17 protein-coding genes and 2 pseudogenes are annotated in these 25507 nt (G+C 70.6%); 13 read left to right on the top strand and 6 right to left on the bottom strand.

What is annotated here, in order from left to right:
* Positions 1–5: 5 nt before the first annotated feature.
* The gene (locus ACZ5XS_RS18615) at positions 6–1280 is read right to left on the bottom strand and encodes a glucarate dehydratase family protein (RefSeq protein WP_468652533.1); all 1275 of its coding nucleotides are present in this window, start codon (positions 1278–1280) and stop codon (positions 6–8) included.
* Between the two features lie 221 nt (positions 1281–1501).
* The gene (locus ACZ5XS_RS18610) at positions 1502–1678 is read right to left on the bottom strand and encodes a hypothetical protein (protein ID WP_468652787.1); all 177 of its coding nucleotides are present in this window, start codon (positions 1676–1678) and stop codon (positions 1502–1504) included.
* Between the two features lie 724 nt (positions 1679–2402).
* Here ACZ5XS_RS18610 and ACZ5XS_RS18605 point away from each other — a divergent pair.
* The 6 genes from ACZ5XS_RS18605 to ACZ5XS_RS18580 all read left to right on the top strand — a co-directional run bounded on the left by ACZ5XS_RS18605 (position 2403) and on the right by ACZ5XS_RS18580 (position 8710).
* Positions 2403–3995: an ABC transporter substrate-binding protein gene (locus tag ACZ5XS_RS18605; protein ID WP_468652531.1), complete on the top strand. Its 1593-nt coding sequence runs from the start codon at positions 2403–2405 to the stop codon at positions 3993–3995.
* 1 nt (position 3996) lies between these two features.
* The gene (locus tag ACZ5XS_RS18600) at positions 3997–4926 is read left to right on the top strand and encodes an ABC transporter permease (protein WP_468652529.1); all 930 of its coding nucleotides are present in this window, start codon (positions 3997–3999) and stop codon (positions 4924–4926) included.
* Positions 4923–5900, top strand: a complete 978-nt coding sequence (locus tag ACZ5XS_RS18595) for an ABC transporter permease (protein ID WP_468652527.1) — start codon at positions 4923–4925, stop codon at positions 5898–5900. Before ACZ5XS_RS18600 ends, ACZ5XS_RS18595 begins: the two co-directional genes overlap by 4 nt.
* Positions 5897–6910 carry an ABC transporter ATP-binding protein gene (locus tag ACZ5XS_RS18590; protein ID WP_468652525.1) on the top strand — a complete coding sequence of 338 codons (1014 nt, stop codon included), beginning with the start codon at positions 5897–5899 and terminating at the stop codon, positions 6908–6910. Before ACZ5XS_RS18595 ends, ACZ5XS_RS18590 begins: the two co-directional genes overlap by 4 nt.
* Positions 6903–7955, top strand: a complete 1053-nt coding sequence (locus ACZ5XS_RS18585) for an ABC transporter ATP-binding protein (RefSeq protein WP_468652523.1) — start codon at positions 6903–6905, stop codon at positions 7953–7955. Before ACZ5XS_RS18590 ends, ACZ5XS_RS18585 begins: the two co-directional genes overlap by 8 nt.
* A gap of 374 nt (positions 7956–8329) precedes the next feature.
* Complete coding sequence (locus ACZ5XS_RS18580) at positions 8330–8710, top strand: ribosomal maturation YjgA family protein (RefSeq protein ID WP_468652785.1); 381 nt, start codon at positions 8330–8332, stop codon at positions 8708–8710.
* A 63-nt stretch (positions 8711–8773) separates the two neighbouring features.
* On the opposite strand, the pseudogene ACZ5XS_RS18575 reads toward ACZ5XS_RS18580, so the two are convergent.
* A pseudogene (locus ACZ5XS_RS18575) lies at positions 8774–9854 on the bottom strand (helix-hairpin-helix domain-containing protein); the annotation flags it as partial.
* Between the two features lie 1629 nt (positions 9855–11483).
* Here ACZ5XS_RS18575 and ACZ5XS_RS18570 point away from each other — a divergent pair.
* Positions 11484–13217 carry a GAF domain-containing sensor histidine kinase gene (locus tag ACZ5XS_RS18570; protein ID WP_468652521.1) on the top strand — a complete coding sequence of 578 codons (1734 nt, stop codon included), beginning with the start codon at positions 11484–11486 and terminating at the stop codon, positions 13215–13217.
* A gap of 32 nt (positions 13218–13249) precedes the next feature.
* On the opposite strand, the gene ACZ5XS_RS18565 is transcribed toward ACZ5XS_RS18570, so the two are convergent.
* Positions 13250–13939, bottom strand: a complete 690-nt coding sequence (locus ACZ5XS_RS18565; protein WP_468652518.1) for a response regulator — start codon at positions 13937–13939, stop codon at positions 13250–13252.
* Between the two features lie 500 nt (positions 13940–14439).
* Here ACZ5XS_RS18565 and ACZ5XS_RS18560 point away from each other — a divergent pair, with 500 nt between their 5' ends.
* The 4 genes from ACZ5XS_RS18560 (at position 14440) to ACZ5XS_RS18545 (ending at position 19500) form a co-directional block, all read left to right on the top strand.
* Positions 14440–15345 carry a universal stress protein gene (locus tag ACZ5XS_RS18560; RefSeq protein WP_468652516.1) on the top strand — a complete coding sequence of 302 codons (906 nt, stop codon included), beginning with the start codon at positions 14440–14442 and terminating at the stop codon, positions 15343–15345.
* Positions 15346–15525: 180 nt separating this feature from the next.
* On the top strand, positions 15526–18219 hold the full coding sequence (locus ACZ5XS_RS18555; RefSeq protein ID WP_468652514.1) for a bifunctional acetate--CoA ligase family protein/GNAT family N-acetyltransferase: 2694 nt from the start codon (positions 15526–15528) through the stop codon (positions 18217–18219).
* Between the two features lie 38 nt (positions 18220–18257).
* A complete protein-coding gene (locus tag ACZ5XS_RS18550) occupies positions 18258–18989 on the top strand; it encodes a CBS domain-containing protein (RefSeq protein ID WP_468652512.1) in 732 nt (243 codons plus the stop codon).
* Positions 18990–19005: 16 nt separating this feature from the next.
* On the top strand, positions 19006–19500 hold the full coding sequence (locus ACZ5XS_RS18545) for a flavodoxin domain-containing protein (protein ID WP_468652510.1): 495 nt from the start codon (positions 19006–19008) through the stop codon (positions 19498–19500).
* A 238-nt stretch (positions 19501–19738) separates the two neighbouring features.
* Here ACZ5XS_RS18545 and ACZ5XS_RS18540 read toward each other — a convergent pair whose 3' ends face one another.
* A complete protein-coding gene (locus ACZ5XS_RS18540) occupies positions 19739–20248 on the bottom strand; it encodes an STAS domain-containing protein (protein ID WP_468652509.1) in 510 nt (169 codons plus the stop codon).
* Positions 20249–20472: 224 nt separating this feature from the next.
* Between ACZ5XS_RS18540 and ACZ5XS_RS18535 the strand changes: the two genes are divergently transcribed.
* On the top strand, positions 20473–21546 hold the full coding sequence (locus ACZ5XS_RS18535; protein WP_468652507.1) for a zinc-dependent alcohol dehydrogenase family protein: 1074 nt from the start codon (positions 20473–20475) through the stop codon (positions 21544–21546).
* Between the two features lie 182 nt (positions 21547–21728).
* Here ACZ5XS_RS18535 and ppdK read toward each other — a convergent pair.
* Positions 21729–24140 (bottom strand): annotated as a pseudogene (gene ppdK / locus ACZ5XS_RS18530) (pyruvate, phosphate dikinase); the annotation flags it as partial.
* A gap of 336 nt (positions 24141–24476) precedes the next feature.
* Between ppdK and ACZ5XS_RS18525 the strand changes: the two are divergent.
* Positions 24477–25502, top strand: a complete 1026-nt coding sequence (locus ACZ5XS_RS18525; RefSeq protein ID WP_468652505.1) for a 6-phosphofructokinase — start codon at positions 24477–24479, stop codon at positions 25500–25502.
* Positions 25503–25507 lie beyond the last annotated feature (5 nt).

Raw genomic sequence — 25507 nt, 5'->3', positions numbered from 1 at the left:
GGGGGTCACCACCGGGGGGTCTTGGGTGAGAAGGACGGGTCGAAGCGGCGCATGTATCCCGTGTCGTCGCGGTCGCGCAGTCCGCAGTCGAGGTACTGCCGGTGGAGGCGGGCGAGTGCGTCCCGGTCCAGCTCCACGCCCAGGCCGGGTGCGGTCGGCACGGCGACGGCGCCTTCGCGGAACCGCAGCGGGGCCGGGTCCACCACGTCCTCGTCGGCGCGCTTCCAGGGCCAGTGCGTGTCACAGGCGTAGGTCAGCCGGGGAGTGGCCGCCGCCAGGTGGGTCATCGCGGCGAGGCTGATGCCCAGGTGCGAGTTGGAGTGCATGGACAAGCCCAGTCCGAACGTCCCGCAGATCGCCGAGAGTTGCCCGCAGCGCCGCAGGCCGCCCCAGAAGTGGTGGTCGGACAGCACGATGCCCACCGCTCCCTCGGACACGGCCGGGGCGAGGTCGTCGAAGGAGACCACGCACATGTTGGTCGCCAGCGGGGTCGGGGTCTGTCCGGCCACGGCTGCCATGCCCTCGATGCCCTGGGTCGGGTCCTCCAGGTACTGCAGAACGCCGTCCAGTTCGCGGGCGACACGCAGTGACGTCTCCGTGCTCCAGACGGCGTTGGGGTCGAGGCGCAGGGGGTGGTCCGGGAAGGCCGTCCGCAGCGCTCTGACCGCCGCGATCTCCTCGTCCGGCGGGAAGACGCCGCCCTTGAGCTTGATGGAGGAGAAGCCGTACTGGCCGATCATGCGCCGGGCCTGGGCGACCAGCCCCGCCGGGTCGAGGGCCGCGCCCCAGTCGTCGTCCTCCTGGCCGGGGTGCCCGGCCCACTTGTAGAAGAGGTACGCGCTGTAGGGGACGGAGGGGCGCACCGCGCCTCCCAGCAGGTCGCAGACCGGCCGGCCCACGAGCTTGCCCTGGATGTCGAGACAGGCCACGTCGAACGGCGCCATGACCCGGTCCACGGTGCTGCTGCCGGTGACCATGCCGGCCATCCCGTCGCCGCCTGTGGTGTCGGCGCCCAGTGCCCGCGTGGTGCGGTTCATCAGGTCATTGAGGCTCCAGACGTCCATGCCGACCAGCTCGGCGGCCGTACGGCGCAGCCGCTCCAGGTGCAGAGTGCCGCCGTAGGTCTCACCGACGCCGCTGATCCCGTTCCCCGTGGTGATCTCCACGATGGTGCGCAGCGCGTAGGGCTCGTGCACGCCCACCGAGTTGAGCAGAGGCAGGTCGCGGAACGCCACGGGCGTCACGACTACGTCGACGATGCGCTCGGGGTTGCCCGCCATACCACCGTCCTCATACGTAATTGATGTTCGCATATGTAGACATCAGTTGTACGCACGGGCGCGCGGTGGTGTCAATGGGCAGGACCGCTCGACGACGGGGGGCGACGGGGCCGGCCGGACGCCGCCACCGACGCGCACCTCCCCGGTACAGGAGGCGACGGCCTCCGGTACGGCGGTGGGCAGGACGCCCTCGGTCATGAAGCTCGGCAGGTTGCGCAGCGTCAGGTCCCCATCGCCGCACGCGTTGTGGCGCCGGCGATGCGCGGGAGCAGAACCACCCGGTTCGACTCCAGCAGCGTCCGAGGCGCGTTCGGTTCGTCGGCGAAGACGTCGAGCGCCGCCGTTCCCGCGATCAGGCCCGCCTGCCCCGCCGCGAGCGGGGCCGGTTCGTCGACGATGCTGCCCAGGGCGACGTGGACCAGGTAACCGCGCGGGCCGAGCGAGTCCTGTACGCGCCGCGCCCGAGACCGGGGCCCCGGGTGTCCGGCCCTCGGGCGACGGTGACGGCCGGGGCGTCACCCGACTACGCCAAGGCCTCGGCGCTGGGCAGGTGGTGACATCCGACGCCGGACACCGGCGTCCGCGTCCGTGTGCGGTACGCGACGTCCATGCCGAAGCCGTCGAACCGTGGCGCGACGCCCGTCCGATCCGGTTCAGGCCCAGGCCCAGGCCCAGGTCCAGGGCCAGGTCCAGGGTCAGGCCCAGGCCCAGGCCCAGGCCCAGGCCCAGGCCCAGGCCCAGGCCCAGGCCCAGGCCCAGGGCCAGGGCCAGGGCCAGGGGCAGGCCCAGGGCGCCGGGACGTGCTGCGCTCTGCCGCTGAGGGCTGCTGGCGGACGCCGAGGGCTGCTGTCCCGCCCCGGTCCGCCGAGGCTCTGGGCCGGATCTCGCGGAGGTCCGTCGTGGGCCGGCCGGTGCGCCGGCCGCCGGTCGGGGCCCGGCCGCACCGGAGGGCTCGCGTCCGAATGTCCGATCCTCCGCATGTCTTGACGCTGCCACGGCGCCGGTTTAGCTTCGGCGTTCACAGATGCAGACCGAGTGCGCAAATGTAGACAACTGGTGGTGCCCGGTCCCAGACCCCGAGTTCGGAACGACACATCAGCACTTCCCCGGAGACACGCGACGATGAAGTCCTCCGTTTCATCCACCCAGCGCGCCGCACCGCCGCGGCCCCGCACGACGAGCGCGATGCTGCTGGCGGGCGTCCTGCTCACGTCCAGCGGGTGCGCCGTGGCCAACAGCGCGGGCGGCGACACCGGCCGCGCCGACGGCCGCACCTTACGGGTGGTGCTCACCCAGGAACCGCCGACCCTGGAGCCCTGCGAGGCCTCACTCACCGGCACGGGCGTCGTCGTCCGGTCCAACATCACCGAACCCCTGGTCGAACGAGATCCCACGTCCGGTGAACTGAACCCCCTGCTGGCGACCCGCTGGAAGCAGACCGCGCCCCGCACCTGGACCTTCGACATCCGCTCCGGGGTGACCTTCCAGAACGGAGCCCCGTTCACCGCCGAGGACGCCGCCTTCTCCATCGACCGTGCCGTCAACTCCTCCCTCGCCTGCAACGTGGAGGGCTACGTCTTCGGCGACGAGGACCTCGAGGTGAAGGCGGTGAACGACGACCGTCTTACGGTGACCACCAAGGAACCGGACCCCATCCTGCCGCTGCGTCTGAGCTTCGTGGAGGTCGTGCCCCGCACGACCGGCACCAAGGCCAAGGTCCGTGTCCCGATCGGCACCGGCCCCTTCGCCGTCCGCTCCTGGCAGCCCGGAGCTGCGATCTCCCTCGACCGCTTCGACGACTACTGGGGCAAGGCTCCCGACTTCGCCCGGGCCCGCTATGTATGGCGCAGCGACGCCAGTGTCCGCGCCGCCATGATCGACAAGGGTGAGGCGGAGATCGCCGTCTCGCTGGATCCGATGGAGGCGGAGAAGGACACGACGGTCGCCTACCCCAACAACGAGACGACCGCCCTGCGACTGGACGGCCGCGAGGCCCCGCTCGACGACATCCGGGTGCGCCGGGCCGTCGACCTGGCCGTGGACCGCGACGGCATCATCGACGCCCTCCTCGGCGGTCTCGCCGAACCGGCCGGCCAGCTGGTGCCGCCCGGAGTGGTGGGGCACAGCGACGCGATCGAACCGCCCCGGCAGAACGTCGCCGAGGCCCGCGCCCTGGTGCGGGAGGCGACCGCGGACGGAGTGCCGACCGACCGGCAGATCACCCTGGTGGCCCGCAACGGCATGTTCTCCGGGGTGTCGGAGACGGCGGAGGCCCTCCAGTACCAGATGCAGGAGATCGGACTGAACGTACGGGTCCGGATGGCCGACACCGCCACCCAACTCCAGTACCAGCTCCGCCCGCTGCCCGAGAACGTCGGCCCCATCGCCCTGCTGATCATGCACGGCAACCAGGCCGGTGACGCGGCCTTCACCACCAGCCAGTACCTGCTGAGCGACGGCCCTCAGTCCACCTTCGGCACCGAGGTTCTCGACCGGCGCATCGCCGCGGCGGGAGCGCTGTCCGGCGAGAAACGTCAGGAGGCCTTCGCCGGCCTGCTCACCGAGCAGAACGGGTCCGTCGTCCAGTACGCCCACATCGCCCACATGAACGGACTGCTCGGCCTGTCACGGTCGATCCGGTACGAACCGGACTCCGCCACCGGAGACGAACTGCGGCTGTCCGAGGTCCGCTCGGCCAAGGGGGCGAAGCACTGACATGATTCCTTTCCTGCGCAAGCGCGTACTCTCCAGTGCCGTACCCCTGGTCTGCGTCGTCCTGGGCGTGTTCTTCCTGGCCCGGATGACCGGCAACCCCGTCGACCTCTATCTCCCCCTGAGCGCCACCCCCGAGCAGCGAGCGGAGTTCTCCGCCGCGCAGGGCTTCGACCTGTCGATTCCGGCGCAGCTGTGGAACTACCTCGTCGACGCCGCACAGCTGGACTTCGGCACCTCGCTGCGCACCGGGCAGTCGGCGGGCTCGATGGTGATCGACGCGTTCCCCGTCACCCTGCAACTCGCCGGTGTGACCATGCTGCTGGCGATCACCGGAGCCGTGCTGGTCGGCAGCCTCGCCGCCTACCGGCCCAACTCCCTGATCGACAGGATCGCCAGCCTGCTGTCGATGACGGCCGCCAGCATCCCCGACTTCTGGTTCGCCATCATGGGCGTACTCGTCTTCGGCGTGAGCCTCGGGTGGTTGCCGACCTCGGGCACGCTCGGCGGCCCCGAGATCTGGGTCCTGCCCATCGCGACCCTGCTGATCCGCCCCTTCGGCGTACTGGTCCAGGTGGTGCGCGGCAGCATGGTCGGCGCGTTGTCAGCCCCCTACGTCAAGATCGCCCGGAGCAAGGGCGCAACGCCCCGGCGCGTGGTCTTCGGGCACGCCCTGCGCAACGCCGCCACACCGGTCCTGACGGTCGCGGGCGACCTGACGGTGGGTCTGGTCAACGGCGCGGTGATCGTCGAGACGATCTTCGGCTGGCCCGGCATCGGCAAACTCATGATCGACTCCATCCTCCAGCGCGACTTCGCGGTCCTGCAGGCAGCCGTGCTCCTGACCGCCGTCACGATCTTCGCGCTGAACATCCTCGTCGACGTCTGCCACGCGCTGACCGACCCCCGAGTGCGACAGGCGGTGCCGGCGTGAGCGAAGCAACCAGCACGACCCGAGAAGAGACCGACGTCCCGGAGGAAGCCCCGCCCGCCCACCACCGGTGGCCGAGCCTGTGGCGGATGCTGGGCCGGGACCGGGCCGCGGCCGTCGGGGCCGTCGTCCTCACCGTGGTCGCCCTGGTGGCCCTCTTCGGCCGGCTGTTCATCGGCGACCGCGCCCAACGCCAGGACCTGGACGCCTCCCTGAGGCCACCGTCCCTGAGCGACGGGGTGTACGGGCTGCTCGGCACCGACGTCCTGGGGCGCAGCATGGTGGCCCGGCTGATCGAGGCGGCGGCGACGACACTGTCCGTGGCCGTCCCGGCGGTGCTGTGCTCCCTGGCCATCGGCTCGGCCCTCGGACTGTGGGCCGGCTACCACGGAGGACGCCGCGAGAGCGTGGCGATGCGGCTCGCCGACGTGATCCTCAGCTTCCCCTCGCTGCTGATCGCGGTGGTCGTGCTGTACGTGTTCTCGCCCAGCGCGCTGAACCTCGTACTGATCCTGGCCGTGACCCGAATACCGGTGTATCTGCGCACCGCGCGGGCCGAGGCGGCGGAACTGCGCAGCCGGCTGTTCGTCGACGCGGCCCGGACCTTCGGCACCCCCGGCCGGGTGATCATCTACCGGCACCTCCTGCCGATCGCCCTGCCGACCCTCCTCACCGTCGCCACCCTCGACTTCTGCTTCGTGATGCTCACCGAGTCGTCGCTGAGCTTCCTGGGCATCGGAATCCAGCCCCCGGACGTCAGTTGGGGCCTGATGGTCGCCCAGGGACGGCAGTACCTCCAGACCGCGTGGTGGATCACCGTGCTGCCCGGACTCGCCATCGTGCTCACCACCGTGTCCGCGACGGTGCTCGCCGCCTGGGCCCGCATCGCCACCGACCCCGCCCAGCGCTGGCGCCTGAGGCTGCCCAAGAAGCGCCGGGCCGTCTCGGCCGCCGTTCCTCCGGAGATGATCCCGTGACGAGCAACACCGCTTCCGCCCCGACCACCACGGACACCCTCGCCCTGGAAGTCGAGGGCCTGTGCGTGGACTTGAGCACGCCGTCCGGGACGGTACGCGCCGTCGACGGCGTCAGCTTCAGCGTCCGCCGCGGCCGCACCCTGGCCCTGCTGGGCGAGTCCGGCTGCGGCAAGTCGATGACCGCGCTGTCCGTTGTCGGTCTGCTGGACCCCGCGGCGGCGGTCACCGGCGGTGCCGTCAGGGTCCGGGGTGACGACACCCTGCGCATGAGCCCCGCGGAACGCCGCAAGCTGGCCGGCCCGGTCCTGTCCATCGTCTTCCAGGACGCCCTGACAGCGCTCAACCCCGTGCAGCCGGTGGGCAGGCAGATCGGCGAACCCTTCCGCATCCACCACGGACTCTCCCGGCGCCAGGCCCAGGAGAAGGCGATCGAGCTGATGACGCGGGTGGGCATCCCCGAGCCGAGGCAACGGGCCCGGTCCTATCCCCACCAGTTCTCCGGCGGCATGCGACAGCGGCTGCTCATCGCGATGGCCGTCGCCCTCGCACCCGACGTGCTCATCGCCGACGAACCCACCACCGCCCTCGACGTGACCGTGCAGGCGCAGATCATGCGGCTGCTGCGGGACCTCCAGGACGAGCGGGACATGGCCGTCGTCCTGATCACCCACGATCTGGCCGTGGTCGCACAGCGCGCCGACGACGTGGTCGTGATGTACGCCGGCACGGTCGTGGAGAACGGACCGGTACACGACGTCTTCTCCGCACCCCGCCACCCCTACACCCGGGGGCTGCTCGACTCGGTGCCCGAGGGCAGCGTGCGTGGACGCCCGTTGCCCGCCGTTCCCGGCAGCCCGCCCGAGCTGAGCGCGGTGCCGCCCGGCTGCGTCTTCCAGGCCCGTTGCCCGCTGGTGCGCGAGCGCTGTGTCCAGGAGCGGCCGTCCCTGCGCCCGTCGGGCGACGGTCGCTTCGCCGCCTGTCACTTCTCCGAGGAGCTCGACCGTGTCTGAGTCCCGCGCCACCACCGCCGCCCCCGGGCCCCGCGCGGACGGCACCCAGGAGAGCCCGCCACTGCTGGAGGTACGAGGGCTCACGAAGACCTTCGGCAGCGGCCGGCGCCGGCTGACCGCCCTGGACGGGGTGGACGTACAAATCGGCCGGGGCCAGACCCTTGGACTCGTCGGCGAATCGGGCTGCGGCAAGTCCACCCTGGCACGGGTGCTGCTCGGGCTGGAGCGTCCGGACTCCGGCACCGTGCGGTTCGACGGAACCGACCCCTTCGCCCTGCGCGGCAAGGAGTTGCTGGCCTGGCGCCGACGGGTGCAGATGGTCTTCCAGGATCCTTTCGCCTCGCTCAACGCGCGCATGTCCGCCGCCGACCTGATCGGCGAACCCTGGCGCACCCACAAAGACGTCGTACCGGGCGCGAAGGCCCGCGAGAAGCGGATCCGCGAACTGCTCGCCCTGGTCGGACTGCGGGAGAGCGACGCCCACCGCTACCCCAACGAGTTCTCCGGCGGCCAGCGCCAGCGCATCGGCATCGCCCGCGCGCTCGCCCTGGACCCCGACCTCATCGTCTGCGACGAACCCGTCTCCGCCCTCGACCTGTCGGTCCAGGCGCAGGTCCTGAACGTACTCTCCGACCTGCGCACACGCCTCGGCGTCACCTACCTGTTCATCTCCCACGACCTGTCCGTGGTCCGCTACATCTCCGACCAGGTCACCGTGATGTATCTGGGCAAGGTCATCGAACACGGAGACACGGAGGAGGTCTTCGAACAGCCCCAACACCCCTATACGGCCGCACTGATGTCGGCCGCCCCCGTCCTCGGCACCGGTCGCGACACCCACCGTCAGGAGATCCAGCTCCAGGGAGAGATCCCCTCTCCCTTCGACATCCCCTCCGGATGCCGCTTCCGCACCCGGTGCTGGCGTGCCGAGGACCGATGCGCGACCCAGGCACCGCCGGTCGTCCTGCGGGAGAGGGCGGACGGGGCCGAACCCCACACAGCCCTGTGTCACTTCCCGCTGGAGGAGACGTCCGTGGGGACGTGACCGGCCCACTGTCGGACCTGGCCTCTCGCATCCACGGTGGTCCTGCGGCTGCTCGCCGGCGATAGGACCCCGTCGGTCCGGGGGACGAGCGCGGGCGGGCGGACCTGCGCGCCTCGGCTCGGCCCTCGCCCGCCGGGTGAGGGGAGTGCTGGCGGGGGCACTGCTCGTGGCGGCCCCCGCCCGCCACCTCCCGCGCCCATCGCCGGAGTGGCCCTCGTCGGCGCCACGGCGACCGTCGCCTGCCACGTCCCGCGACAACGGCGCTCCGCAGTGGTCGCCGGCCACCGGACATCCGGCAGTATGACCTTGTGACCCTCATCCGTGGCCCAGGTGACCCTGGCGTCAGCACCGCCGCCGATCCAGTACGGACCCGTCTGGCGGCGGCCGGGGCCGCGGTGGTGACGGCCGGTGCGGGCCTGGGGCTCAGGGCAGCGGCGGCAGGGGACGTGGCCAAGTACGGCGGAGACGCGCTGTACACCGTCCTGATCCATACGCTTGTCGTTCTGGCAGTGCCACGCGTGAGGCCTGTGACGGCCGCCGGAAGCGCGTTGGCGTTCAGTTGGGCGGTCGAGTTCCTTCAGCTCACCAACGTGCCGGCCGAGCTCTCCGCCCGCAGCTCTGTGGCCCGCCTCGTGCTGGGTTCCACCTTCAATCCCCCCGACCTGTTCTGGTACGCAGTGGGCGCGGCGGCGGGCTGGCTCGTCCACACTGCAGCGGGCTCTTTCCTGTCATGCCGGCCGGCGGGACACGACTGAAGCCAGCTCCATGGCGGCGAAGCCGCAGGCCTGTCCGATTCCGGGGTGAGATCCCTCTGCGTCTCAGCTGACGAAGTCGGCGAGGAGAGCGGCGAATTCGTCGGGGGTGGCAAGGCGGACGCCGAGGGTTTCTGCCTTGGCACGCTTGGATCCGGCACCTTCTCCGGCGACGACGAGGCTGGTCTTCCTGGAGACGCTGGAGGAGGAGCGGCCGCCGGCGCGTTCGACGAGTTCGTTCATCTGGTTGCGGCTGAGCTTCTCCAGCGGGCCACTCATTTTTCCCGTCACCACGACCGTCATCCCGTCCAGCGGCAGACTCGCCCCGTCCGCCGTTGCTTGCTGGCTGTCGTCGGCGGCGCCGGTCGCGGGGGAGGGCGGTGTGGCGCCTGGCTCGGTCATGTTCACCCCGGCCGCGGCGAGTCTGTCGATGACCGGGGCGAGGTCGGCTAGTTCGACGACGATGGACGGGGCCTTCTCGGTGCCGATGCCGTCGACCCGCTGCATCGTTTCGGCGTCGGCGGCGCGGATGTTGTCCATGGTGGCGAAGTAGCGGGCGATGCGGCGGGACATGGACCGGCCGGTGCCCCGGACGCCGAGCGCGCACAACACCCGCGACAGTGGCTGGTCCTTGGCTGCGCTGATGGCGGTGAGGAGGTTGTCGGTGCTGGTCTCGCCCATCCGGTCCAGGCTCAGCAGCTGGTCGCGGGTGAGGGTGAACAGGTCGGCGAGGTCGGAGACCAGGCCAGCCTCGACCAGCTGGACGACGCGGGTCGCGCCGAGTCCCTCGATGTCGAGCTGGTCGCGTCCGGCAGCGTAGGACAGGGCGGCGACCACATGGCAGTTGCGGCCGTTCTCGCAGCGCCAGCGCTGCTCGCTGGTGTCGATGCCCGACCCGCACCGCGGACACGCCTCGGGGAAGACGATCGGCTGCTCCTCACCGGTGCGCAGGTGGGCGACCGGTGCTTCGATGCGAGGGATGACGTCACCGGCGCGGTGGACCATGACGTGGTCACCCAGCCGCAGGTCGCGGCGGGTGATGTCGCCGGGGTTGTGGAGGGTGGCGTAGGTGATGGTGGCGCCGTCGATGGTGACCGGTTCCAGGACCGCACGCGGGGCGAGTGATGCCGGTGCGGCCCACGCCCTGTTGGACGACAGGGAGGCGGCGCTGGCCGATCTAGAGCAGCTGGCGCAGCGCTCGGACGCCGTCTCGGCCGCTACGGCCCGGGCGGCCCGCGCCTCGATGGAGGAGTTGTTCGCTCTCTTGGCCGGCGACACCCTGACCACGCGTTCCGGCGGTCAGATCGACGCGGAACTCGTGCTAGACGCCGAATTGCTGAAGGTGTGCGGTGGCGCTCGGCGGGTGACGTTGTGTGACACCATCCGGCCGCCCGCATGTCTGGGCGGCCGGCCACCTCGCACGGTCACCTTCCGGCGAGGCGAGAATCCAACACGTCTCGTCGTGGAGAGGGCGGCCGGCGAGGCCAGTGAGGTTCTGGTGGCCGGTGGTTGGCCAAGAGCGAGTTCGGCGGCTCGGCGTTGTACTAACACCGTTCGCCGGAGAGCCGTTCCTCGACTGGGACGCAAGGGCTTACTACTTCCTGGGTAGGCTCCAGTGGTTCGAGCCCGACATCCCGCATAATCAGCACCGGATCACGTGGATCCTTCCGGGGACGCCTCATCGCCATCCAGCCTCCTCCTGCAGCGCCCGATATCCGGAGTGAGCATGGCATGCGGCACTGACAACGGCCTTGTTCACGCCGGGAACTTGGGGCGGGCTTACTTTGCGCCGACCTTCCTGCCCTGCCATTCCTGCTGCCTTCTGTCGGCGGTTCGGGCGCTGCCTACGGGCATTCGACGGTTCGCTGCGCTCATGAGCGGGTGGCTCGCGGGGTGACGTTCGCCAGCACAAATTGGTCCGCTTGAGGCACCGAGCTCTTGATTGTTGATCATGGTCTTGCGGTGGGTGCGGCGAGGTGCGACTCCTGCTCGCCGAGCGGGGGAGTTCACCATCAGTCCCGACGTGCGGCTGCAAAGCCCGGCCGAGGTCGTCGACCATCTCGGCGCGACTGGGAAGACCCGCATCATCGACGGCGCCGAGATCCGTGTCCGCCGCCCGGCCGCCGTAGGGGCCGGGATAAGTTCATCTCTGGCGAGAACAATCAGAGCGCCGTCATACCCATAGTCGTCACGGACCAGAACGGCCGGGTGCTGTTCTGCAGCCCGACCCGTCCTGGAAGCTGCAGGGACATCACCCACGCCCGTCAGTTCAGGGCTGGTCAGGCTCCTGGCTGAGGTGCCCGCGGTCGAGATCCTCGCCGATGCCGGCTACCAGGGTCTGGGTGCCCAGATGCTCCGGGCTGGTACGAGGAGATGTACGAGCGTCGGCGGAAAGTGCACTCCTCGTGCCATATGCCGCCGAGAGCACACGAGCGAAACAGTGCAGGCGGTCGCCGGCCTGTTGTCCCACCAGCAGGTCAGCGATCTGACGTCAACGCGTCAGATGAGAATATCGAGCCCGAACTACCGGTAATCCTCTACGCCTCAGCGCAACCGTGCCCGAGCTCGTTACTGTAGGCAGTTTCATGACCGTGCCTGGGCTGGCCGACCCATAATCAAGGGTGGTCGCAACCCACCTGGGGGTGTGCGACCACCCTTGCGAGCAGCCGGCCGCAAAGGACCTGTACGCCCCGTCCAACCAGGACCCCACCCACTATCGTGAGTGAAGGAAGGCGCCTGATCCGGGTGCGGTCGCGCGAGCCGGTCGGAGGCGACGATGAGCGGCGAACGGGCCGGGCGTTCCGAGCAGCACCTGCCCAAACTGCGACTGGACGAGCTGCTGGACGAACTGCAGGCGCGGATCGACGCGGCACGAGGCGCCCAGGACCGCGTGCACAGCCTGTTGGAGGCGGTGCTCTCCGTAGGGAGGGAGCTGGATCTCCCGCAGGTTCTCCGGCGTATCGTCGAGGCCGCCGTGGTGCTCGTGGACGCCGAATACGGGGCCCTGGGCGTCATCGGTGACGACCGCATGCTCTCCGAGTTCCATACCGTCGGCATCAGCGACGAGCAGCGGGCCCGGATCGGGGACCTGCCGAGCGGGCACGGCATTCTGGGCGAGCTGATCCGGCACCCGGAGCCGCTGCGGCTGACGGAGCTCTCCGAGCACCCGTCCTCGTACGGCTTCCCGCCCCATCACCCGCCGATGCGCTCCTTTCTCGGCGTGCCCATCCGGGTGCGGGACCAGGTTTTCGGAAACCTCTATCTCACCGAGAAGCGGAGCGCGGCGGAGTTCGACGCCGCGGACGAGTCTGTGCTTTCCACACTGGCGGTGGCGGCGGGCGTGGCCATCGAGAACGCCCGCCTGTACGAGGAGACGCGGCTGCGCGAGCGCTGGCTGAGGGCGAGCTCCGAGGTCACGCGTGCCCTGCTGTCGGGGGCCCCGAGCACGGACGTCCTGGAACTGATCGTGGAGCAGGCGCGGCAGATCGCCCGCGCTGATGTCGGAATGATCGCCGAGCGCGTGTCCGAGGACGGAGCGTTGCGGCCGATGCTCGCCGTCGGGCTGGACGCGGCGCGGCGCAGTGGCCTGGTGATGTCCGGGCAGGACGGGTTCGGGGCCGCCGTGCTGACCTCGGCGGAGCCGGCGGTGAGCGCCGACATTCAGGACGACCCCCGGACCAGCGGGGACGCGGCGCAGTGGGCCGGTCTCGGACCTGTGGTCGGCGTGCCACTGGAGGCCGGCGGCAAGGCCGGCGGTGTGCTGCTGCTTGGACGCGCGGCGGGCCGTACGCCGTTCACGGAGGCCGACACGCGCCCCCTCCTCGGGTTCGCCGGACAGGCGGCGCTGGCACTGGAACTGGCCGAGCGACGCCGGGAGGCCGAGCAGATCGCTTTGCTGCGGGATCGTGACCGCATCGCGCGCGATCTTCATGACCTGGCCATTCAGCGGCTCTTCGCGGCCGGGATGACGCTGCAGAGCACCCAGCGCTTCGTCGACCATCCGGAGGCCGTCGAGCGACTGTCGCGGACCGTGGACGACCTGGACGAGACCATCAAGATCATCCGGTCCACGATCTTCGGACTGCGGGCGCACGGCGACGGGACGAGGGAGGGCAGCGGCCTGCGCGGCCGCGTCTCGGACACGGTGACGGCGGCGGCCGCGTCTCTGGGCTTCGCTCCCGCAGTGCGTATCGAGGGGCTGGTCGACACGGATGTACCGGGCGAGATCGCTGATCAGGCGCTCGCGGTGCTCGGCGAGGCGCTGAGCAACGTGGCCCGGCACGCCGGGGCCCACGCGGTGGACGTATATCTGCGGTGCGCTGACGGTGAACTGACCCTCACGGTTACTGACGACGGTCGCGGGATGCCGGAGGGTGTCGCGCGCAGTGGCCTGAAGAACATGGAGGAGCGAGCCCTCACGCTCGGCGGTGGCCTCCGACTCGATGAGCGGCCGGAAGGAGGCGGCACCCGGGTGGTGTGGTGGGTGCCGGTGCGGTCGGGGCGCGGTTGACCGCCGCCGAGGATGCTCCATGCGGCCGGGGCTCAGCCTCCTTGGCTCTCGCTCGTCCGGGGGTGCTCCAGGTGCGACGCGAGGACCGCGGCTTGGACGCGTCGCTGTACTCCGAGCTTGGCGAGGAGCCGGGAGATGTGGTTCTTGACGGTCTTCTCGGACAAGTAGAGTTTCTTGCCGATCTCGCGATTGGTGAGCCCATCCCCGATCAGGGCGAGGATGTCCCGCTCGCGCGGCGACAGGTTGGCCAGCTCGGGTGCGACGGCCGGGTCCGCGCGCAGCGAGTGCATCAGCCGGGCCGTGGTCTCCGGGTCGAGCATGGACCGGCCGGTGGCGACCGTCCGTACCGCCGAGATCAGGTCGGAACCCTTGATCTGTTTGAGCACATAGCCGGAGGCGCCGGCCATGATGGCGTCGAGCAGGGCCTCTTCGTCGTCGAACGACGTCAGCATCAGACAGGCCAGCTCGGGCATCCGGCTACGCAACTCGCGGCAGACCGTGATGCCGTCGCCGTCCGGCAGACGTACGTCGAGTACGGCCACGTCGGGGCGGAGCGCCGGGCCCCGGGCGAGCGCATGCTCGACGTTCTCGGCGTCCCCTACCACTGAGATATCGGGTTCGGCGTCCAGCAGGTCGGCCAGACCGCGGCGCACGACCTCGTGGTCGTCGAGCAGGAAGACCCGGATCGGGTGCTCGTCGGTGAAGGTGCGCGGCTCGGTCACTTCGACCCCTCGTTCCGGATAGCCGGAAGGGCGGACTGTGTACCACCCGTGACAACGATCATGGCGCGTCAGGCCCGGATGCACTAGGGCCGATCGGCCCCGGTCCTGCCGATTGCGCCCCTTCCGCCCAACTCCGACACAATCCGTGACTCGGCCCACACGGCGGGCGGCGCGGGCGTAGGGCTCCAGCCCCTTACATAGGGCCGACCGGTCCCGGCCGGGGACCTGTGGCCCCTTCACCGCGACGGCGTAGGCAGCGACGCTTAAGGGGTCCTTTCACTATGCCCGTCCGGGTCGCGTGGTCTGGCACCGCACCTCGCCGCGTTGCCGAAACGCCCACGTGGCTCCTCCCCCACGCTCGAACAACCTCGCGCGGGGGGACCCCCATCGAGGCCGCTCCGGCGCCTTGCGATGCACGGCACCAGACCACGCGACCTGATCGGACGCTCATAGTGAAAGGACCCCTAAATCATCAAGCCCCTACTCAGGAGGTGGAGAGCATGGCCCGCACGATCACCGTCGGTCTCGACGGCTCGTCTGAGAGCCGGGCCGCAGCCGAGTGGGCGGCTCGCGAGGCGAAGCTGCGCGGTCTGCCGCTGAAGATCCTCCACGTGTGGGAGCCGGTGCCGGAGCCCATGGCACAGGCCCCGCTGCTCGGTGCCGAGACGCATCAGCACTGGAGCGAGAGGATCCCCCGCGATTCCGCCGACGGACTCCGACTGCGCCACCCCGGCGTGGAGGTGGCAGCCGAAAACGTGGCCGGCAGCCCGATCGAGGTGCTGCGCGAGGCCGCGAAGGGAGCCGAGCTGCTCGTCCTCGGCTCACGGGGCCTGAGCGGGATCGGCGGGTTCCTGGTCGGCTCGGTCGGCCTGGCCGTCGTGGCGCACGCAGAGTGCCCCGTGGTCCTGGTCCGTGCCGGTGAACAGGCGGCGGACGAGCACGAGAACGACCCAGCGGGAGTTCCGTCGGCCGCTACGCGGTACCGACCGGTCGTGCTCGGTCTCGACGTCGACAACCTCGATGCCTCGGCGATCGAGTTCGCCTTCGACGCGGCCGCCCGGCGCGACACCGGCCTGAGGGCCGTGCACGGGTGGAACCTGCCTGCCTACTACGTCGACGGTCCGACCACCGACCTGGCACGGTACGACCACGTCGCCCGTCGGCACGCCTCCGCGCTCGCCGAGGCACTGAGTCTCTGGCGGCAGAAGTACCCATCCGTCGAAGTGGTCGAGGAGTCCCGCCCGGGTAGCCCGGCGAGCCACCTGATCGACGCCTCCCATGGGGCCTCGCTGGTGGTCGTCGGACGGCGGATCCGCCGCCACCCGTTCGGGGTGCACATCGGCTCCGTGACGCACGGCGTCCTGCACCACGCCACGGCCCCCGTCGCCGTCGTCGCGCACGACTGACACACCATCGATGGGCCGGACAGGAAGGCGGTAGCGGGCCGGGCATCACCGAGGTCCTCATGGCGCAGCCAGTAGGGGCGCCGTAGGGCCGAACGGTCCCTGGCCGACCCCGGACGGCCCATGGGCCGCTCCAGGATCCGCTGCATGCTCGAAGTATCGAGAGGCTCGGAGGCGACCACCATGACGCACGATGTGCTCGATCGGCCCCCGGTCCACGCCCTTCTCGCCGACGGCACGACCGTGTGCATACGTCCCGTGAAGCGTCAGGACCAACAGCGGTTGCGGGGCTTCTACGAGGAGATGTCTCCGGAGAATCTGCGGCTGCGGTTCTTCGGGGCGAGTCGCCGTTCCGCCGCGATGGCCGCCGCCCGCGCCTGCGCCCCGGCACGGCCGGGCTACCGGGCCCTGCTCGCCGAGGTGCAGGGCCGGGTGATCGGTCTCGCCGAGTACGACACCGGTGGTGAGGCGGACGAGGCCGAGATCTCCGTCGCGGTAGCGGAGGGCCTGCACCATCGCGGTGTGGGCACCCTGCTCGTCGAGCACCTGGTCTCCGCGGCACGCGCGGACGGCATCACCACCTTCACGGCCGACGCGCTGGGCGAGAACCACGAGATGCTCCGGCTCTTCGCCGACCTCGGCCTGCGCACGGCCCGGCACTTCGACGGGCCGGAAGTGCGCTGCACCATCCGGCTGGACCAGGACGACGCCTACCTGTCGGCCGTCGAGAAGCGGGGCCGAGCCGCCGACGTGGCCAGCCTCCAACCGCTCTTCCGGCCCGACGCGGTCGCCGTCGTCGGCGCCGGGCGCAGGCCCGGGTCGGTGGGCCGGGCGATCCTGCACCACCTGAAGGCGGGCGGCTGCACCCGGCGCCTGTTCGCCGTGAACCCCGCCGCGACCGCGATCCTCGGCGTGCCGTGCCACCCGTCGGTCAGTGCCCTGCCCAGGACCCCGGACCTCGCGGTCCTCGCCGTGCCCGCAGCCGCCGTGCCGACCACCGCCGAGGAGTGCGGCAGTGTGGGTGTACGGGCCCTCCTGGTCGTCACCGCCGGACTCGACGCCGAGCAGGCGCGGGCGCTGATGGCGGCCTGCCGTGCGTACGGCATGCGGCTCGTGGGCCCCAACTGCCTCGGCATCTCCAACACCGACCCGGATCTGCGTCTCGACGCGACCTTCGCCGCCGACCATCCGCGTCCCGGCACCGCAGGAGTCGCCGTGCAGTCCGGCGGCGTCGGCATCGCGCTCCTCGACGGACTCTCCCGCCTCGGCATCGGCGTGTCGACCTTCGCCTCCCTCGGAGACAAGTACGACGTCAGCGGCAACGACATGCTCCAGTGGTGGGAGAGCGACGGCCGCACCGACCTCGCGCTGCTGCACCTGGAGTCGTTCGGCAACCCGCGCGCGTTCTCGCGTACGGCCCGGCGCGTGACCCGCCGTATGCCCGTGCTGACCGTGGACGCCGGCCGCACCGAGGCGGGTCGGCGGGCCGCCGCCTCGCACACGGCGGCGGCCGCCACCCGGACCATGACCCGGCAGGCGCTGTTCACGCAGGCCGGCATCACGGGCCCCCGCTCGGTCGGCGAACTCCTCGAAACGGCCGCCCTGCTGCACTCTCAGCCGCTTCCGGCGGGTACCCGTGTCGCGATCGTCACCAACGCCGGCGGCGCCGGAGTGCTGGCCGCCGACGCCTGCTCGGAGGCCGGGCTTGCGCTGCCGTCGTTCGGCGATGAGTTGACGCATGACCTGCGCGTCGTGCTGCCCGAAGGTGCGGCCGTCGGCAACCCGGCGGACGCCACGGCCGCGGTGACGGAGGAGCAGCTGGGTGAGTGGGTCGACAGGCTCATGCGCTACGGCGGCGTCGACGCGGTGCTCGTAGCCCTGGTGCCCACCGCGGTGGCCGCGGCGACGGGCGACGACCTGGTGCGGGGTCTTACCGGCGCGACGGGACACCGGCCCCGGCCTGTCGCCGTCGTGCGCCTGGAGCAGGACGTCCCGGTGACCCTGCTGCCGGCAGCCGACGGCGGCACGATCCCCTCCTACGCCGAGCCGCAGGCCGTTGCGCGGGCGTTGACCCATGCGGCGCGCCGTGCGGCCTGGCTTGCCCGGCCGGTCGGCACTGTGCCGGAGCTGGATGGTGTCGACGCCGAGCGGGCTCACGAGATTGCCGGGACCTACCTCGCGGCACAGCCGGAGGGTGGCTGGCTTGACCCGCGCACCTGCGCGGAACTCCTCGACTGCTACGGCATCCCGCAGATCCCGTGGGCCTGGGCGGAGACCGAGGACGACGCCGTCCTCGCGGCCCGGCGGCTGCGCGGCGCGGACGGCCGGGTGGTGATGAAGGCGTACTGGCCGGGTCTCGTGCACAAGACCGAGGAGCGTGCCGTCCACCTCGACCTCCAGGGCGACGCCCAAGTACGGGCCGCATACCGGGACTTCGAGATCCGTTTCGGTGAGCTGCTGACCGGCGTGGTCGTCCAGCCGCTGGCCGCGCGCGGCACCGAGCTGTTCGGCGGCGTCGTCCAGGACGAAGTGTTCGGACCGCTCGTCCTTTTCGGGCTCGGCGGCACGGCTACGGAGGTACTGGCCGACCACGCGGCCCGGCTCGCCCCGCTCACCGATCACGACGTGCACGATTTGATCACGTCCCCGCGCTGTGCACCGCTGCTCCTCGGCTCGCGCGGCGGTCTGCCCCTCGACCTTCCGGGGCTGGAGCAACTACTTCTGCGCCTGTCGCGGATGGCGAGCGACCTGCCGCAGCTCGCGGAGGCCGACTTCAACCCGGTCCTCGCGACACCTGAAACTGTCACCGTGCTCGACGCCCGTTTGTGCCTGCTGCCACGCCGGTCCCAGGACCCCTGTCTGCGCCGACTCCGCTGAGTCAGCCGCGTCGGCCGAGCCAGCCGAGGAGGACCACCATGAAACACAACAAGGTTGGCTCCGTCATGGCCATGGACGTGGTCCGGGCCGAGTACGGAACACCGTTCAAGGAGGTGGCCCGGCTGCTCGCGGACCACCGGATCAGCGGACTGCCCGTCGTGGACGAGGACGACCGGGTCATCGGCGTCATCTCGGAAACCGACCTGATGGCCCACCAGGCAGCCACCCCCGACCCGCACGCGCCGCACCGGCGCCTCCGGTTCACCGTGCTGACGCCCGCCGTCCGGCGACGGGCGGCCAAGGTGACGGCGCGTACCGCCGGTCGGCTGATGAGCGCGCCGCCGGTCACCGTGCACGCCGACGACTCCATCATCGAGGCTGCGCGGACCATGGCCCAGCGGCATGTGGAGAGGCTGCCGGTACTCGATGAGGAGAACCGACTGGTCGGCATCGTCACCCGCCGCGACCTGCTCCAGGTCTTCCTGCGGCCTGACGCGGAGATCCGCACTGAGGTGATCGACGAGGTCCTGGTACGTGCGCTGTGGCTGGCGCCGCGCAGCATCGACGTCTCCGTCGCGGAGGGCGTGGTCACGCTCTCGGGTCAGCTGGAACGCAAGAGCGAGACGGAGATCGCCGTTTCCATGACCCGGCAGATCGACGGTGTGGTCGCCGTCGTCGACGAGCTCACCTGGCGCATGGACGACGCCCATCCGCGGCCGGACCAACAGTCGCTGCACGGCGTGGCCGACGACTGGCTGCGCGAAAAGTGAGAGGAGATGGACCACCATGCCTACGAACGTGCTGGTCGCCTACGGAACGACAAACGGATCGACCGCGGAGATCGCTGAGACCGTCGCCGAGGTCCTGCGCAAGGAAGGGCTGGCGGCCGAGGCGCGTCCGGCCCGGTCCGTGCCGAGCGCGACGTCCTACGACGCCGTCGTCGTCGGCGGCGGGCTGTACGCCGGGCGCTGGCACAAGGACGCCCGCCGCTTCGTCCGGCGCCACGGCAAGGCCCTGGCCGAACGCCCGCTGTGGTTCTTCAGCAGCGGCCCGCTCGACCCCTCGGCCTCGGAGCGGGACATCCCGCCCGTGCCCGGGGTGAAGAAGGCGATGGCCCGGCTCGACGCCAGGGAGCACGTCACCTTCGGCGGCTGCCTGCGGGAGGGCGCGAAGGGATGGGTCGCCCAGATGATCGTCCGCAACGGAAAGGGCGGGGACTTCCGCGACTTCGACCGGATCGAGACGTGGGCGGCACGGATCGGCCAGGAGCTGACGAGTTGACCGGGGCAGCGTGAGGCAAGCCTCGGTCGTTTGGTCGGCATCGGTGCCAGGACATCACCTCCGCCGTGCGAGGAGGCTGCTGGTGAGGAGCAAGGGCCGCCACAGCCGGCCCTGCGCGAGGCTGGCCGGCCCTCGGCTGCTGCCTCCCCGTGGCTCGCCGGTTCGTTGGTGCGCGCCCCACCCGCCTGCTGTTGCTCATCGGGCCGCACTCCCTCGCCGTGGTCCAGCCGGTCAAGCCTCACCTGGCCGTCGGCGGAGCTGTGACGGGCCGACGGGGAGGCACGGGCGCAGTGCCGGTCGCTGTTTGCACGGGTTCTCGAAGGGGATCAACGGATCCTCCACCGAGCGAGCGCGGTCTGCCCGCCGTGCCGTTGTCAGCGTTCGTGGTCGGCGTCTCGGCCACGCCCTCGGGCAGGCACGGGAGCACTTCGAAGACTCCCGCCAGACCGACATGCCGGAGGATCCGCCGGAAACCGGTGCTGTCGGTGACCAGGCGGAGTCGGCCATGCCGTGCCACGACCCGGTTCCGTGCCCGGCACAGGACCCCCAGCCCGGCACAGTCCATGAAGGACACCGGGCGCAGGTCCAGTACCAGGTTGGGGCAGGGAGCGGCAGTCAGCCTGTCGAGGCGTGCCGCCAGTCCCGGTGCCGTGAGCAGGTCGATCTCGCCTCGCACTGTCACGACGGCGGTCCCGTCGGCGGTGCGCTCCGTGGGATGCAGGGTGGACCCGATGGGGATGTCGGACATGGTGCCAGCAAAGCGGGGCGAATGGCGCGGGCGGTAGGGCCGACCGGTCCAGGTACCCAGGTCGGAGGGCCTTCCCCCTGCGGTCGCGGACCGGCCGCTGGGGTAAGGCCCTCGTCCGGCCGACCGACAGGGCCGACCGGCTCAAGCGCCTTCCCGCCGTGCACGGCAATCTGGGTATACGAGGCATTTTCGTCATTGTGTCGTAGTGGGAAGGTGGGAACGCCATGAAGGGCTATGTCTTCCACGGCCCCGGACAGTCCGCTTGGGAGGATGTCCCGGACCCCGGTATCAAGGAGGCGACCGACGCGATCGTGCGTGTCGACGCCGTCACCATCTGCGGTACGGACCTGCATATCCTCAAGGGCGACGTTCCCGAGGTGCGCCCCGGCACGGTGCTGGGGCACGAGGCGGTCGGCGAGATCGTAGAGGTCGGCGGTGACGTGCGGACCGTCCGGCCGGGGGACCGGGTGCTGGCCTCATGCATCACCGCCTGTGGTCGCTGCCGGTACTGCCGGGAGGGTACGTACGGGCAGTGCCAGGGCGGCGGAGGCTGGATCCTTGGCCACCTGATCGACGGCACACAGGCCGAGTACGTCCGTGTGCCATACGCGGACCTGTCCGTGCACCCGCTGCCCGGCGCCCTGGACAGCAAGGACGCCGTGCTCCTGGCCGACATCTTCCCGACCGCCTACGAGGTGGGCGTGCTCAACGGGCACGTACGGCCCGGGGACACCGTCGCGGTCGTGGGCGCCGGTCCCATCGGGCTCGCGGCGATCGCCACGGCCCGGCTGTTCGCGCCGGAGCGGATTGTTGCCGTGGACCTGGCCGCTTCCCGGCTGGACGCCGCCAGGCAGCTCGGTGCGGACGCGGTGGCGGATGCTCGGGAGGCCCCCGAGCAGCTGATCGCGGACCTCACCGACGGGCTGGGCGCGGATGTGGCCGTCGAGGCCGTCGGCGTTCCGGAGACATTTGAGCTGTGCACCCGCGTGGTGCGACCTGGCGGTCACGTGGCCAACGTCGGTGTGCACGGCAGGCCCGCGACCCTGCACCTGGAAGACCTGTGGATCAAGAACGTGACGATCACCACCGGCCTGGTGGACACGTACTCCACCCCCACCCTGCTGCGGATGGCGGCCGCCGGCCGACTGCCCACCGAGCAACTGGTTACGCACACCTTCCCGCTCGACCACATGGAGGAGGCGTACGACGTCTTCGCGAAGGCCGCCGACACGGGTGCGCTCAAGGTCGTGCTCGGCGGGGAACAACACGAGGAGCTCGTCCCCGCCGGGGCGGCCTGACGAACGAGAGAGGTGAGGGGGCGTGACCGAGGTGCCAGCGTCGTATGCCGGGGAAGGCGCCAGTGGGTGGCCTCGGGCGCCTTCCTCAGGCCGGCCGGAGCACGGGAGACACCGAGCTGACCGATGTGTCGGGGCGTCGTGCGCGGCGCGGTTCACAGGATGATCGCGCCGCTGACGACGCGGTAGGCGGAGAAGAAGGCCGCCTCCACATCATCGCGGGAGAAGCCCCAGGTGGTCTGGGTCAGGTCGTTCGTGCCGAAGGAGAAGAACTCGGCCTCTTCGGCGATCCGGCCGGCCGTGAGCGCGGCCCTGGGCAGCTCGATCATCGTGCCGACCGGGCAGTGCACAGGGGTGCCGGACTCTTCGGAGACCTCGGCCAGCACCTGCTCCACTTCACCGCGGACGAGCCGGAGTTCAGTGACGTCCCCGACGAGTGGCACCATGATCTGGGCCAGGGGATTGCCGCCGGCCCGGGTGCGTTCCACGACCGCTTCGGCGATGGCCCGCACCTGCATGGCGACCAGCCCGGGGACTACCAGGCCGAGGCGTACGCCGCGCAGGCCGAGCATCGGGTTGTTCTCGTGCATGCGGCGTACGGCGCCAAGCAGTTCGGCGTCACGCGGGTCCGGCCGCTCACCTCGTGCTTCGGCGGCACCGGCGCGGACGGCGAGCTCCGTCTGGTCGGGCAGGAACTCGTGCAGCGGCGGATCGAGTAGACGGATGGTGACCGGCAGGCTGTCCATCGCCTCCAGCATGCCGACGAAGTCCTGCCGCTGGAGGGGGAGCAGGGCGGCGAGCGCCCGGTCCCGCTCGGTGTCCGGGCGGGCCAGGATCATCTTTTCGACCAGCTTGCGGCGCTCGCCGAGGAACATGTGCTCGGTGCGGCACAGGCCGATGCCCTGCGCGCCGAACCGGCGGGCGCGGGCCGCGTCCTTGGGTGTGTCGGCGTTGGCCCGTACCTCCAATCGCCGCATTCCATCGGCGTGTTGCAGAGCGGCGGCCACCGCGGCCACCACACCGGCGGAGCGCTCACCGGTCTCCAGGTACCGCATGACCGCGGAGTCGACCAGTGGGGCGGCCCCCGCGTACACCGACCCGGTGGAGCCGTCGACCGAGGTCACGGTGGCCTGCTCGACGACGGTTCCGTCGCGCGTGGTGAAGCGCCGGGCCGGGGTGTCCACAGAGAGTTCGTCGGCGCCGCACACGCAGACCTTGCCCATGCCGCGTGCGACAACGGCGGCATGCGACGTCTTGCCGCCGCGGCTGGTCAGTACGGCCTGGGCGGCGACCATGCCGGCGAGGTCGTCGGGTGTGGTTTCCTGGCGGACGAGCACCACTTTCTCGCCGGCCGCGGCCCGCCGTACTGCCTCGGGGGAATCGAAGACCGCCGCACCGACCGCGGCACCTGGCGAGGCCGGGATGCCGTGGGCGAGCGGGTCGCCGGTCGCGGAGGTGTCGAAGCGCGGGAACATCAGCCGGGCCAACCCGTCACCACTGACTCGGGCCAGCCCCTCTTCACGGGTGATCAGTCCTTCGTCGGCCAGCTCGGCGGCAATCGTGAACGCGGCCTCGGCGGTGCGTTTGCCAACTCGGGTCTGCAGCATCCAGAGGGTGCCGCGTTCGATGGTGAACTCGATGTCGCACAGGTCCCGGTAGTGCCGCTCCAGCGTGCGCATGTGCTCGCGCAGTTCCTGGTACGAGCGGGGGTCCAGGCGTGCCAGTTCGGCGAGGGGCACAGTGTTACGGATGCCGGCGACGACGTCCTCGCCCTGCGCGTTGGGCAGGTAGTCGCCATACAGGCCGGGGCGTCCGGTGGCCGGGTCGCGGGTGAAGGCGACGCCGCTGCCGGAGTCGGGGCCGAGATTGCCGAAGACCATGCGCTGCACGGTGACGGCGGTGCCCAGGTCGTCGGGGATGTGTTCGCGGCGGCGGTAGAGGCGGGTGCGTTCGCCGTTCCAGGAGCGGAAGACCGCGAGGATCGCACGGCGCAGCTGCTCGGCAGGGGACTGGGGGAAGTAGTCGCCGGTTTCCTCGTGGATGAGCCGCTTGTACGCCTCGACGAGTTCGGCGAGGTCGGCGGCGTCCAGGTGCAGATCGTCGGGGGCACCCCGCAGTTCCTTCCGCCGGGTCATCATCCGGTCGAACAGTGCCCCGTCCACGCCCATGACCGTGCTGCCGAACATCTGGATGAGGCGGCGGTAGGAGTCCCAGGCGAAGCGTTCGTTCCCCGAAACCTTGGCCAGGCCCAGGACGGAGTCGTCATTGAGGCCGATGTCCAGGACCGTCTCCATCATGCCGGGCATGGAGAAGCGAGCCCCGGAGCGCACGGACACCAGCAATGGGTCGTCCGGCTGACCGAGGCGACGTCCGGCGTCGGACTCGATGGCCGACAGTCGTTGGGATACCTCCCGGGACATGCCCTCGGGTTCGGCACCGGTGGCCAGGAAGGCCCGGCACGCCTCGGTGGACACGATGAATCCGGGCGGGACCGGCAGGCCCAGCCGGGTCATCTCGGCGAGGTTCGCGCCCTTGCCGCCGAGCAGGCCGGCCAGGTCACGGCCGCCCTCGGTGAAGTCGTACACATAACGGACCATGACACCGCGCTCCTTGGCTCAGCAGCTCCCATCACAACTGTGTGGCTTCCTCCCTTCCAGGGTCGGACGGTCGTTTTTGTACAGGCAGGTGCCGCCCGACCCTGTTGGTGGGGCCGGTCGGCCCATTTGCGTGTCCACCGGACTGGAAGCCGATCCGAAGGCCGGACAGAAGCCCCCCGAGCGAGCCGCCTGGGCCCCGCGCCCGTCGAGTGGCCACTGTGGATCGAACGGAGGGAGGCTGGAAGGAGGTGGTCCATGTTGCCCCGACGGCTGTTTTCGATCGCCGAGAAGGCCACGACCAGGCGAGCGGGGTGACCAGCGGATGGGAGAAAGCCCATGAAGGTCGGAGTGCTGACCGGTGGCGGTGACTGCCCCGGCCTCAACGCCGTGATCCGCAGTGTCGTCCGCAAAGGCGTCCAGGAATACGCCGTCGACTTCGTCGGCGTGCGGGACGGCTGGCTCGGATTGCTCCAGGGTGATGTCATGCCGCTGGACATCTCCAACGTGCGGGGAATTCTTCCTCGCGGCGGGACCATCCTCGGCTCCTCCCGCACCAACCCGTTCAAGCACGAGGACGGGCTGCGACGCGTGCAGGACACCCTTGCTGCGCACGACGTGGACGCGCTCGTAGTGATCGGCGGCGAGGATACGCTCGGCGTTGCCACCGAGCTGAGCCGGCAGGGGATCCAGCTGGTCGGTGTGCCGAAGACCATCGACAATGACGTCTCCGGCACTGACTACACCTTCGGTTTCAACACGGCCGTCGGTATCGCGACGGAGGCCATCGACCGGCTCCACACCACAGCCGAGTCACACATGCGCGCCCTGGTGGTGGAGGTGATGGGGCGGCACTCCGGATGGATCGCCCTGCACGCCGGCATCGCGGGCGGCGGCAACGTGATCCTCATCCCAGAGCGACCGTTCGACATCGATCAGGTCTGTGAGCAGGTGAAGAGCCGGTTCAAGATCAACTATGCGCCGATCGTCGTCGTGGCCGAAGGAGCCGTCCCCAAAGAGGGGCAGATGGTCCTCAAGGATCGGTCGCTGGACGAGTTCGGCCACGTGCGGCTGTCCGGCATCGGTGAATGGCTGGCCCAGGAGATCTCGGCACGCACCGGGAAGGATGCCCGCACCACGGTGCTGGGTCACATCCAGCGCGGCGGCACCCCGAGCGCCTTCGACCGGTGGCTGGCCACGCGCTTCGGGCTGCACGCCATCGACGCGGTCAAGGACGGCGACTTCGGCGTCATGGTCGCCCTGCAGGGCACCCGCATCGTCCGCCTGCCCCTTGCCGATGCCACAGAGAAGACCAAGCTGGTCGATCCGTCCCTGTACGACGAGTTCGAGGTGTTCTTCGGCTGACCGGC

It is taken from the genome of Streptomyces sp. NPDC033131 (assembly GCF_055578365.1).
This window is presented reverse-complemented; position numbering and strand designations above follow the sequence as displayed.

Bases quoted from the DNA above. Each gene is read 5' to 3' on its own strand.
- ACZ5XS_RS18560 (WP_468652516.1), top strand. From the start codon at position 14,440: ATGGCCCGCACGATCACCGTCGGTCTCGACGGCTCGTCTGAGAGCCGG.
- ACZ5XS_RS18540 (WP_468652509.1), bottom strand. From the start codon at position 20,248: ATGTCCGACATCCCCATCGGGTCCACCCTGCATCCCACGGAGCGCACC.
- ACZ5XS_RS18615 (WP_468652533.1), bottom strand. From the start codon at position 1,280: ATGGCGGGCAACCCCGAGCGCATCGTCGACGTAGTCGTGACGCCCGTG.
- ACZ5XS_RS18525 (WP_468652505.1), top strand. From the start codon at position 24,477: ATGAAGGTCGGAGTGCTGACCGGTGGCGGTGACTGCCCCGGCCTCAAC.
- ACZ5XS_RS18570 (WP_468652521.1), top strand. From the start codon at position 11,484: ATGAGCGGCGAACGGGCCGGGCGTTCCGAGCAGCACCTGCCCAAACTG.
- ACZ5XS_RS18605 (WP_468652531.1), top strand. From the start codon at position 2,403: ATGAAGTCCTCCGTTTCATCCACCCAGCGCGCCGCACCGCCGCGGCCC.
- ACZ5XS_RS18550 (WP_468652512.1), top strand. From the start codon at position 18,258: ATGAAACACAACAAGGTTGGCTCCGTCATGGCCATGGACGTGGTCCGG.
- ACZ5XS_RS18600 (WP_468652529.1), top strand. From the start codon at position 3,997: ATGATTCCTTTCCTGCGCAAGCGCGTACTCTCCAGTGCCGTACCCCTG.
- ACZ5XS_RS18555 (WP_468652514.1), top strand. From the start codon at position 15,526: ATGACGCACGATGTGCTCGATCGGCCCCCGGTCCACGCCCTTCTCGCC.
- ACZ5XS_RS18535 (WP_468652507.1), top strand. From the start codon at position 20,473: ATGAAGGGCTATGTCTTCCACGGCCCCGGACAGTCCGCTTGGGAGGAT.
- ACZ5XS_RS18545 (WP_468652510.1), top strand. From the start codon at position 19,006: ATGCCTACGAACGTGCTGGTCGCCTACGGAACGACAAACGGATCGACC.